An 11,587-nucleotide genomic window follows, 5' to 3' on the forward strand; every position below is an offset into this window, starting at 1 on the left:
CAATGTCTGACACCAATTTTTACACACTTAAGGTTGCTGAAGTACAGCAGGAGACTGATTCAGCAATCGCGGTTACATTTGCTGTACCGCAAGAGCTAAAAGAGAAGTTCACCTTTATCCAAGGTCAATTTTTGACACTCCGTGCGATGATCGATGGTGAAGAGGTACGCCGCTCTTATTCCATCTGTTCAGGTATTACCGATGGACACATGCGCGTTGGTATCAAGCGCGTTGATGGTGGTAAGTTCTCGAACTATGCGAACGACAACTTTAAGCCAGGTATGTCTGTTGATGTGATGCCGCCACAGGGTAACTTCTACACAGAGCTGAATGCCGATAACGCGAAAAATTACATGTGCATCGCGGCAGGCTCAGGTATCACACCCATGATCTCGATCATGAAGTCGGTGCTAGACGTTGAGCCTAACAGCCGTGTTACGCTGATTTACGGCAACCTACGTAGCAATACCGTGATGTTCAAAGATGAGCTCAACTTCGTCAAAAACCGTTATATGGATCGCTTTCAGTGGATCAATATCATGGATTACGAAGATCAGGGCGCAGATCTTCTAAATGGTCGCATCGACAACAAAAAAGGTTATGCCCTTCAAAAGAGCGGCCTAATTAATATCAAGAACACCGATGAAGCGTTCATCTGTGGTCCTGAGGCGATGATGACTGAAGTATCCCGTGGCTTCCGCCTAGAGGGTTTAACGGACGATCAGATTCACTATGAGCTATTTGCAAGCTCCTCTGCTGATGCGAAAGCTACGCTTGAGAAAGCACAAGCGCGTGTTGCTCAGTACGGTGAAGAGAAAACTAGTAAAGTAACTGTTATGGCTGATGGCCGTTCGGTTATGTTTGACCTAGCAACGGTTGGCCAGAATATTCTGGATGCAGGTATGGAAGCAGGTATGGACCTGCCATACTCCTGTAAGGGCGGCGTTTGCTCAACATGTAAATGTAAGCTGGTTGAAGGTGAAGTTGAGATGGATATTTCGCACGGCCTTGAACAGCACGAGATTGAAGCTGGCTATGTTTTAAGCTGCCAAGCTCACCCGCTGACAGACACCGTAGTTGTCGATTTTGACGCTCGCTAATTGCCTCTGATAACAAAAAAGCCCAGCAATTGCTGGGCTTTTTTATACTCGCTTCAAGCCACCAGCATTCCAGTATCTGCAGAGTGTACGAGGTCATCGATCCAATCGTGCTCTAACAACACACTTTTACCAGGCAAACTCAAAAGGTGCCGTTGGCGTTCTCCTGAGTTGCTCTCAACAAACCGCGTGATCCAAATTTTGCCTTCGTCATCAATACGATCAACCGTGTGCACTTCGTTTAAGACAGAATAAAGAAGATTTATCTGACTGAGGCTATCAAAACGGTGCCGAGCAATATCGACTTGAACAATACGGACGGGCATACCCGCACAGATAGGAACCCCCTGAATATCAAAAACACTACGCGATAAACTATTGTTTTTCCCTGCAAAGATAGAATACTTCATGAATAACCACCGCATGACAACCAGAGCTAAATAGACTCAATGAACAGAGAAGAGACCATAACTACACCTCTTCTCAACTTTGCTTTTTCAACAGTAAATGCAGCTTAGTACGAAATTACTTTTTTGCCCTAAATTAATAGCAATTCGCGTCATATCCCCGCTTCAAGCCGCTAAAACTGAGCCTAACTTGCAACAAGATGTCTCTAGTAAGCGACGATCATGAAATGCTGCACCGATCAACCAAATATACAATCGACTGGTAATCAATTCCGGAGTGCTCGCTAAGGCCGATCTCACAGGTGCGGCTGGTGGAATAGCCCGACTCACAGTGGCCCACCTGTTTCGCCAACGTGCTCAGCGCAGAAGCATTCAGCTCCGGAGTAGTGAAGCCCTTATCGCCAGCAAAACCACAGCAGGTAACCTGCTCAGGCACCACCACGTTATCGCTACAGGCCTGCATAATCGCTAGGGTTTTATCGGCCAAACCAAGTCGTCGCGCAGAGCAGGTAATATGCAATGCCACCGGCTCGGATTGCTTCTGCAGTGGTAGCTTATCCAGCAGGTAGCTGTGGATAAACTCAACCGGCTCAAACAGTGTTACCTTGCTGTGTTGCTCGGCCATATGTTCTTTCAGGCGCATTACACAGGGGCTGGTGTCACAGTAGACCGGTATCTCCCCTTGCTGCGTAGCGTCTTCCAGCATCGCCAGTGTCTGGGCAGCTTTCTGCTCAGCCTGATCAAACATACCCTTACTTTTAAACGGCATACCACAACACTGGTCACCTAAACCTGTTGGGTAAATCACCTCGTAACCCGCTCGTTGCAATAGCTTTTCGGTAACCTGCTGTAGCGATTGCTGGAACTCTGCGCCACGCGCCGGGCCCATGGTACGGCTGGCACAGCTTGGCAGGTAGACCACTTTCAGTTTTGGCTCGCTGCTCTGTGGTGTGCTGTCAGTTACGGCATCAGTGGTGATCAGTTGCTGAGGTTTGATTTTCGGAGCCGCTGTCGGGGTAGATGGGCTCCAGTGGCCTATGCGGTTACCAGATAGCTTACGCGCACTGCAGGTGACTGCCCCCATCGCTTTACTGCCCAGCAGGCGGTGGCCGCCATCGGCAATACCAAAAGCGGTGCGTGCAGCCGAAGCCAGACCACCGAAATGATCGGCCGCCCACTGCGCCATATTGCTGTGGCTGACGTTGCGTTCATGGCGCAGATCGCGGATCAGATCGCCGGTGTTGATCTTTACCGGACAGACGGTGGAGCAAAGACCGCAGCCCGCGCAGGTATCGATACCCATATAATCGTATTGATCAGAGAACTGATCAGCGTCTTTGCCTTCCAGTCGCATCAGTTCGCGGCGAGCAATAATGCGCTGACGCGGACTCAAAGTTAGGTTACGCGATGGACACATCCTCTCGCAGAAACCACATTCGATGCACTGGTCAACCACGTCGCTCACTTGTGCCAACGGTTTGAGATTGCGGATATGCAACTGCGGATCATTGGTGATCATGACATCCGGGTTCAGAATCCCTTGCGGGTCGAACAACTGCTTGATTGAGCGCATGATGTGATAGGCCTCATCGCCCCACTCCGCCTGCACATAAGGCGCCATATTACGGCCAGTGCCGTGCTCGGCTTTCAGGGAGCCGTCGTAGCGCTCCACCACCATCTTGCACACCACATCCATGAATTCATGGTAGCGCTGTACCTCGGCGTCGGTTTGGAAACCCTGAGAGAAGATAAAGTGCAGATTGCCATCTAGTGCGTGGCCATAGATCACACCATCATCATAGTTATACTGCTGCATCAGTTGCTGCAACTCGACCAGCGCATCAGCCAGCGACTCAATAGGAAAGGCAACATCTTCAATAAGTGCAGTGGTGCCCGCTGGACGTGTAGCACCAACAGCGGGAAAGATCCCTTTGCGCACCTGCCAGTAAGCAGAATACTCCTCTGGGCGGTCGGTAAACTGTGCCGGAACTGCCAGCTCCAGATCAGCGATCATCGCTTCTACTTCCGCCACCTGTTGCCATAGCTGTTCTTTATTGTTGGACTCGACCTGCACCAACAGCGCGGTGGCACCAGTGGGAATATCCGCAAGATAACCCGGTACGCCGTCCATATGCTGTACCGCTTTCAATGCGTAGTAGTCGATCATCTCGGCGGCGCTGACTGGCGCCTTATCCAGCTTGAATCGAGTAACGGCGACGCCGGCATTGCGAATATCGTTAAACACCAAGAAAGCGGAAGCTTTATAGGGCTGAATCGCAATACTGCGATGAGTTATCTCGGAGATAAAGCCCAGCGTACCCTCGGAGCCGATCATCAGGTGAGCCAACATATCGATCGGGTCATCATACTCCAGCAGGCTACGCAGGCCGTAGCCGGTGGTATTTTTGATCTGATATTTACGCGCGACGCGCTCCGCTAACGCTGGGTTACTGCGCAGTTGATCAGCCAGCTGCTCAATACCAGCTAGCAATGGCCCCTGCACCTGACGAAAGGCCTTGCGACTGAGCGGATCAGCAGTATCCAGCACTGTGCCATCCAGCAGCACCAGCCGCATGCTCTCCATCATGGTGTAGGTGTCGAGCGAGTTCATTCCAGCGGCATTGTTAATCGCCATACCACCGACAGTTGCGGCATCAATAGAGGCAGGCATGAGCGCCAGCATCCGCTGGTGCGGTGCCAGCGCTCGGTTAGCTTCGCTGCCCAACACGCCACATTGCATCTTAATTCGCGCGCCGTTTTCCAGCACCGTTAGGTCTTTCCAGTCAGAAGTCAGCGCTAACATGATCGAATCAGTGATCGACTGGCCAGATAAACTGGTACCAGAGCCACGGAAACAGATCGGCAATGCTAGCTCAGCGGCCAACCGCATCAGCGCGATCATCTCTGCTTCATCCTTTACCTGCACGAGTATTTTCGGCACCAAGCGATAGAAACTGGCATCAGTACCATAGGCCAAGGTGCGAAAGCGATCGGTAATCAGGCGCTCTTCGGGAATAAAACTTTTAGCCTGCTGGTAAAATTGCTGGTAGTTGGCAGTAAGCATAGAGCGCTCCATGACGAGTTGGTGGAAGCTCTAGAGTATAAAAAGCCATTTATGCTAAATTAATAGAAACAATAGAATCTTATAGTTTCTTTTTCTTATGTAATTAGCAGGAGATTTATTGCCTATGCGAGTGGATGATTTAATGCTGTTTGCTTTGGTTGTCAGACTTAAGTCATTTCGTGCTGCCGCGGAGCAACGTGGCGTAGCAAGCTCGGTAGTCAGCAAACATATTTCTCGCCTTGAGGCAGACCTTGGCACCCAACTTTTGCGGCGTAGCACTCGCAAGTTAAGCCTCACTGAAGCCGGTGAGTTACTCTATCGCCACTGCCAAAAGCTCGAACACAGCGTAGAGCTTGCGAATGAGGAGCTCAGCGCCTATCAATCTGAACCTTCTGGCGTTTTACGGATCAGCGCGCCGGGCGTCTCGGGGCAGCTATTTTTACCTAAGGTTATTCGTCGTTACATGGCACTTTACCCCGACGTTGAGATTGATATGGTGATCCAAGACCGATTTGATGACCTTATCGAGCAAGGTTATGATCTTGCTATTCGCACCGGCGATTTAGAAGACTCTAGCTTGATATGTAAACGCCTAGTAACCTCCTGCTGGCATGCATTTGCATCTCCTAGCTATCTTCAAGCGCATGGCACGCCCACCTGTTTATCAGACCTCGCGGATCATGAGTGCCTACTCTTTAGTCATCAACAAACCGGCGATAGTGGCTGGCCCTACTTATCGCCCGAAGGCGAGGCTGCCGTCAGCGTTAGCGGCCGCTTTCGCGCTAACTCGCTGCTCGCTCTTTGTGAAGGTGCACTTGATGGTATCGGGATCGCTTTCTTACCTCTTTATATGGCAAGACACGAGCGTGCTGCGGGCACACTGGTACCTGTATTAGAGCACCAGCTATATCGGCGCGTTGGTATCTATGCACTTTACCCTCAAAGCCGCTACTTACCGCCCAAGACACGCGCTTTCATTGAACTATTAACGCAGATGTTCGCCGCAGAATCAGCGCTCTTTCATCATTAGCACTCCCAGAGTTACGACTAGCTTCTTATCGAACGCGCGGCGCGGCTAGTATATAATTTCACTATTTCGCCCCATTTAGCACTCTTATCGACATTTATCGCCACCTAAAGTGGTGAACAACGTAATAAGACTCATTGCGGCCATATTGGCTCAACGGTTATCACTCGCTACATGTGACGCGAAACGACGTAAACAACGGAAAACCAGCACTTGCAAAACACTGTAGAATCAAGCTCTAAGCCAATGAACACGCGGGATATACTGGACCGGCGCTTCTGTGTTGCGCCTATGATGGACTGGACAGACAGACACTGCCGGGCCTTTCATCGCACCCTCTCTAAACATGCTGTTCTCTACACCGAGATGGTCACCACAGGCGCTATTATCTTTGGCGATCAAGAGCGGCACTTGGCCTTTAACGACACCGAACACCCAGTAGCACTTCAGCTAGGTGGTAGTAACCCAGAAGAGCTGGCCAAAAGCTGCCAAATTGCGGAGCGCTATGGTTATGACGAAATCAACCTAAATGTCGGCTGCCCGAGTGATCGTGTGCAGAACAACATGATAGGTGCTTGCTTGATGGCACATCCCGAGCTAGTGAAAGATTGCATGATTGCCATGCGTGAAGCCACCCAACTGCCCGTCACAATTAAGCACCGCCTTGGCATTGACGACTTAGATAACGACCAGCACCTGCACAACTTCGTGGCGACCGTAGCAGAATCAGGCTGCAAAACTTTTATTGTCCATGCCCGCAAAGCGATCTTGGCTGGGTTAAGCCCAAAAGAGAATCGCGATGTTCCGCCTCTGCAGTACGACCGAGTCTATAAGCTAAAAGCGCTGTTTCCGGATCTCGAAATCATTATAAATGGCGGGATCAAAACGCTCTCTGATAGTGAAACACACTTGCAACATGTTGATGGCGTGATGCTTGGTCGAGAAGCCTATCATAACCCCTACTTAATGGCCGATGTCGACCACACGATTTACGGGGCCCCGTCGGCAGAGGTAAGCCGCAGCGACATACTGCGAAACTATGTGCCGTACATTGAGCAACAGCTGAGTTTAGGGGTACCGCTAAACCATATCTCCCGACACATATTAGGTCTGTTTCATGGCGTTCGGGGTGGTAAGCAGTTTCGTCGTCATATCAGCGAGCAAGCCCATAAACCGGGCGCTATGATCAATGTTATTTTAGATGCACTCGATAAAGTGCATGAAGAACCGAAAAAGGACTAGAACGTGGAAAACCAGTTAGCCCAACTCAAACAGATGACGGATGTGGTTGCCGACACCGGCGATATTGATGCGATTCAGCTTTACACGCCACTTGATGCAACAACAAACCCATCTTTGCTGCTAAAAGCCGCCGCATTACCCCGTTATCAGCCGCTACTCTCTGCCGCAAAAGTTTGGGCACAAAGCCAATCGGATGACTCGAGCGAGCAGCTCAACCTCATGGTCCAGAAACTCAACGTTCTCATTGGCACAGAGATTCTGCGTATCATCCCTGGGCGCATTTCTACGGAGGTGGACGCACGCTTATCCTTCGACCGCGACGCCACTATTGCTCAAGCCAAGCGCTTGATTGCTCTCTATGAAGAAGCAGGAATCAGCCGGGAGCGCGTATTAATTAAGATCGCCTCTACATGGGAAGGGATTGAAGCTGCCAAAGCGCTGGAAGCACAAGGCATCAACTGCAACCTTACGCTGCTTTTCAGCTTTGCGCAGGCCGCGGCATGTGCGGAAGCAGGTGTGTACCTTATTTCACCCTTTGTCGGTCGAATCTTGGATTGGTTTAAACAAAATAACAGCGACATCGTTTATACCGCTGAAAACGACCCAGGCGTTGAATCAGTCACCAAGATTTACAACTACTACAAGGCTAATGGCTACAAAACTATTGTCATGGGCGCAAGCTTTAGAAACATTGGCGAAATCCAGCAGCTGGCAGGCTGTGATAGATTGACTATCAGCCCGAACTTACTGGAAGAGCTCGCAAAAACAACAGCACCGCTTGAACAAAAGCTAACGCAAGCGAACGGCAAGTCGGAGCAACAAAAAATCGTTTTAGATGAAAAAGGCTTCCGCTGGGCCATGAACCAAGATGCAATGGCCACAGAAAAACTAGCTGAAGGAATACGCAACTTTGCAGCGGATCAAGAAAAATTAGAGAAGCTTCTTAGCGAGATATAGAAAAAAGCAAAGGGCTCTGTCGCATCCTGCTACGAGCCCTTCCCCTGCGATCCTTGCAGGTCACTACTAACATCCCGTTGTAGTTGTCCGAGGTTCATTCCATATTGAATCACCAAATCCTTCTGGCGTACATCCGTGTAACCTCACTGACAGGGCTTATGTTACGACCTTCACGGGGTTTAAAATATAGGAAAAGTTCTTAATTTCTCTATACCCCTATAATGCTTTAGTTCTAACTTTTCTCTAAAGTTTGCACCAAACTACTGAACGCTTCAAAGTTGTTCCTATTCATCGACATTAAAACACGATGAGCGTTGATGATTCTTTGCTGCATATCTTCAGCAGCCTCTTGAACAACATCTAACTTATCAGCAGCCAAATGTGAGCACTCTAAACACTCTGACATTAAAAACACTTGATCAAAGCCCATGCACTTCAATGTATGATTAATGTCTCCGTTGGTAGAGATCAATACCGGCATTTGCAGGTCCTGTATCTGCGCCTTATTTGCTAACTTAGCAATCAAGCCTAACGTAGTGCTATCGAGACAGTCTGATTCAGTCAAATCAACGAGAATGTCGTCAAATTCTTGATGTGCAAATGCATCTTCAATATGCAGATCTAATGATGTACATAACGTAAGCCTCACATCTCCAACAAATCGAAGAATGTAGTGTCCATCATGAATACCATGATAGATTGCTCCCTCAGTCATAACTTGCCTCGCGATACGTGCATAACGGTTAAATCGTCGGCGCGCTCGTTGCTATTCTCGTGTACTCGAATCAGTCGGTCAGATAATGACTCAAAATCATTCGCCATCGACTGAACCAAATTAGATAGGCGCTTTCGCTTCTTGTCTACACTTTGCTCTGGTAGCAGATCAAACACACCATCTGAACAAAGCACTAAAGTAAAGTCTGTTGGCAGCACCACACTAGACTCAGAAAAGGTAGGGTTAGGAAACAGACCTACCGCCATACTCTGACATTTTAGCTCCGTCACTGCATCACGGGTTATCAAAATAGGAGCAGGATGATGCCCCGCTACGGTATAGAGCAACGTCTGCAATTTCGCATCAAAAAGACAAATAACGATGGTCAGATGTTTATCTAAAGAGAGACTAACGAGTTCTTTGTTAATGCGCTCAGCAATATGCTTTGGTGATAATATGTCAAAACTGGATCGCCTGTGATAATTACGCACCAAACGACTCATTAAGTTTTTTAACAGTACAGTAACCAATGCAGACGATGCACCATGGCCGGAGACATCGGCAAGATAAAATATCGTTAAGCTATCATTGACACTAATCACATCAACAAAGTCACCGCTCACAATAAGCGACGGCATTAGGTCATACTGAAAAGTCAGACCATTGATCGACTCTAAGGCAGCAGGTAACAGCTTCTTCTGCACCTGATAGGCGGCTCGCTGGTCCTCTTCCAACTCTGCAATGCTATTTTCAAGCTGCTCTTGATACGACGGCCCGCCCGCTGCAGCTTGGCAAAGTCTTAACGCTGTAGTCAACCATGCCTCGAAACAACTCAGGTCCTGATCTATTGCTGCAAGGCTGAAGGCATTACTAAAACCTGCGCGCAGCGCCGACAAAGCGAAATCTCCAGATAGCGCGTTGGGAACGATTGCAACTTTAAGTGCGTCAGATGGTAATGACTCTAGAACGAGGTTCGCTTGTTCAGGCAGAGAAACAAAAACAACAAACAAACCAATATCAGATAGGGGCACTCGATCAGAGATATGAGGTACCAGATCGAATCCAGCACCTTTCAAGGAAGACTTTAAAGTCTCAGTGCTTAGCTCATCGGGGAAACCAATAAGGGCAGCTTTAACACCTAAATAAAGCATCGCTCACGCACTGCTCGGGCCTAAAAGTCACTCTCATCAAACTGCTGGTCAAAACGCCCATCCTGCACAAGAAACTCTCGTCTTTGCATATAAGCATCACGTACGAAAACGTATTCATCGCCACTTACGAGTCGCTCTGCGGGGAAGAGCTGAACCCGACGATCTAATAGTCGCAACCCTGTACCCACATTTTTAGAGTCAGTTGGCTTAGCTTCCCTACCCCAAACATCCGTGTTGATATCAACAGCCAAACCAACGGTATCTCGTACATTTGAAGGACCGAGCAAAGGCAGAACGACGTAAGGCCCGGATGGTGCCCCCCAATAGCCAAGCGTTTGACCAAAGTCTTCGGTCTGTTCTCGCAAACCCATGGGGGTCGCCACATCAAGAACACCACCCAAACCAAAGGTTGTATTAAACATAATACGCGATAACGATATAGCTGAAGCCTCACCTTTCAGCTGTAAGGCGCTGTTTAGCAATGTTGTGACATCGCCAATATTCGAAAAGAAGTTATGTACTCCCTTCTCAACAAGATCTGGCGTAACGCTAGTATAAGCTTGAGCTAACGGCTTGTAGACGACACGATCTACGGCCTTGTTGAAGCTATAAACACTTCGGTTAAAGCCTTCTAGAGGGTCTACGTCACTGTCAGCACTCGCAGGTTGGAGCGAGATTACACCAACCATTGCAACCGCCGAAAAAAAACGCTTATAAGTGAACGTAAACATAACAGAGCCCTAGATACGAAATAAAATGCAAGTTTAAGTCATACAGAGATAAATAAAAACCTATAAGTTTTTAGCTAAGCTCAGTATCAGATATACCATAAACGCAAAAAGACTCCCGAAGGAGTCTTTTTTTAGAGCTATCTAATCTTAAGAGATTAGAAGTCTACACGCATACCTACAGAGATAGCGTCTTTCTTGCCCATGTCTTCTGCGTCATCGTTAACTTCGTAGATGTTAGCGAATACACGAGACTGCTTGCCTAGTTTTTGCTGAACTTCTAGACCGAAACCGTTACCATCGTTGTCGAAGTCGATGTAGTTAGCCAAAACTTTAGTGTCGCCGAAAGCGTAAGAACCAGCTAGTTCCCACTGCTTAACGTCAGCAGCTTCTTTGTCTTGGTACAAAGCAGCAACGTATAGAGGACCTGCAGCGTAAGCAGCAGATACAGCAGTCATGTCGTTGTCAGACGCTTCGTCTGTCAGCAAAGATGCACCAACTGTGAAGCCAGCAACAGAGTACTTAGCTGCAACGTTGTACGCGTCAACGTCTTCGCCATTAGCGTTGTCATCAGCGATTGCAACCAAAGCGCCTTGGAAACCGCCCATTTCTGGAGAAACGTAAGCGATAGCGTTACCAGTACGGAAAACGTCTTGTGTTGGAGCAGTAGACTTACCGTCTAGGATATCAGTAGCGCCAGTTACGAATGTGTAGTAAGGAGTCCACTGTTGACCGATTGCAGCAGTACCGAAACCGCCAGTCAGGCCAACGTAAGCCAGACGACCTGCACCGAAGTCAGCGCCGTCAGCAGTGTTTACTTTCCACTCGCCACGGTAGATAGCTTTAACGCCGTCGATACCAGTGTCAACAGAACCTTTGATACCGATACGAGAAGAGTTATCAGCAACGTTTAATTCGCTGTCTTCTTGGTCAACAACCATTACACGCAAAGAGCCGTACAGTGTAGCGTCAGCTTGCGCAACCATTGGAGCAGCCAGAGCGCCAGCAACAGCCAGAGCGATCAGTGACTTTTTCATCAACATTTCCCCTTCAATATTCAACATACTAGTAGTGAATTCTAGTTTTTCTTGATGCCTGCCCAAATAAATGAACACAGCTAACCAAGAAAATACTATACATTTCGAATATTTCAAACAAATGAAAGATATTTTTTTAGTTTCTTTCACTTGTTTATTCGT

At 48.4% G+C, this 11,587-nt stretch carries 10 protein-coding genes; 4 read left to right on the forward strand and 6 right to left on the reverse strand.

Features of this window, described 5'->3' with window-relative positions:
* Positions 1–2: 2 nt before the first annotated feature.
* Positions 3–1,100, forward strand: coding sequence for a 1,2-phenylacetyl-CoA epoxidase subunit PaaE (paaE, locus tag E4L36_RS12550; protein WP_136680893.1), 1,098 nt, complete (start codon positions 3–5; stop codon positions 1,098–1,100).
* 53 nt (positions 1,101–1,153) lie between these two features.
* Here paaE and E4L36_RS12555 read toward each other — a convergent pair whose 3' ends face one another.
* Entirely contained in the window at positions 1,154–1,507 is a 354-nt protein-coding gene (locus E4L36_RS12555; protein WP_136680894.1) for a hypothetical protein, read from the reverse strand.
* A gap of 217 nt (positions 1,508–1,724) precedes the next feature.
* On the reverse strand, positions 1,725–4,568 hold the full coding sequence (locus E4L36_RS12560) for an FAD-binding and (Fe-S)-binding domain-containing protein (protein ID WP_136680895.1): 2,844 nt from the start codon (positions 4,566–4,568) through the stop codon (positions 1,725–1,727).
* 124 nt (positions 4,569–4,692) lie between these two features.
* Here E4L36_RS12560 and E4L36_RS12565 point away from each other — a divergent pair, with 124 nt between their 5' ends.
* The 3 genes from E4L36_RS12565 (at position 4,693) to tal (ending at position 7,794) form a co-directional block, all read left to right on the forward strand.
* Positions 4,693–5,598, forward strand: coding sequence for a LysR family transcriptional regulator (locus E4L36_RS12565; protein WP_136680896.1), 906 nt, complete (start codon positions 4,693–4,695; stop codon positions 5,596–5,598).
* 243 nt (positions 5,599–5,841) lie between these two features.
* The gene (dusA, locus tag E4L36_RS12570; RefSeq protein WP_136681016.1) at positions 5,842–6,837 is read left to right on the forward strand and encodes a tRNA dihydrouridine(20/20a) synthase DusA; all 996 of its coding nucleotides are present in this window, start codon (positions 5,842–5,844) and stop codon (positions 6,835–6,837) included.
* 3 nt (positions 6,838–6,840) lie between these two features.
* The gene (gene tal / locus E4L36_RS12575; RefSeq protein ID WP_136680897.1) at positions 6,841–7,794 is read left to right on the forward strand and encodes a transaldolase; all 954 of its coding nucleotides are present in this window, start codon (positions 6,841–6,843) and stop codon (positions 7,792–7,794) included.
* 232 nt (positions 7,795–8,026) lie between these two features.
* On the opposite strand, the gene E4L36_RS12580 is transcribed toward tal, so the two are convergent.
* The 4 genes from E4L36_RS12580 to E4L36_RS12595 all read right to left on the reverse strand — a co-directional run bounded on the left by E4L36_RS12580 (position 8,027) and on the right by E4L36_RS12595 (position 11,425).
* Positions 8,027–8,509: an STAS domain-containing protein gene (locus tag E4L36_RS12580; protein ID WP_136680898.1), complete on the reverse strand. Its 483-nt coding sequence runs from the start codon at positions 8,507–8,509 to the stop codon at positions 8,027–8,029.
* Entirely contained in the window at positions 8,506–9,660 is a 1,155-nt protein-coding gene (locus E4L36_RS12585; protein ID WP_136680899.1) for a PP2C family protein-serine/threonine phosphatase, read from the reverse strand. The genes E4L36_RS12580 and E4L36_RS12585 overlap by 4 nt, the downstream gene beginning before the upstream one ends.
* A 20-nt stretch (positions 9,661–9,680) precedes the next feature.
* Positions 9,681–10,391: a VacJ family lipoprotein gene (locus E4L36_RS12590; RefSeq protein ID WP_136680900.1), complete on the reverse strand. Its 711-nt coding sequence runs from the start codon at positions 10,389–10,391 to the stop codon at positions 9,681–9,683.
* Positions 10,392–10,546: 155 nt separating this feature from the next.
* Positions 10,547–11,425, reverse strand: a complete 879-nt coding sequence (locus E4L36_RS12595; protein ID WP_240656888.1) for a porin — start codon at positions 11,423–11,425, stop codon at positions 10,547–10,549.
* Positions 11,426–11,587: the final 162 nt, after the last annotated feature.

The organism is Neptunomonas sp. XY-337 (genome assembly GCF_004959845.1).
In the GTDB taxonomy this organism is placed as follows: domain Bacteria; phylum Pseudomonadota; class Gammaproteobacteria; order Pseudomonadales; family Balneatricaceae; genus Neptunomonas; species Neptunomonas marina.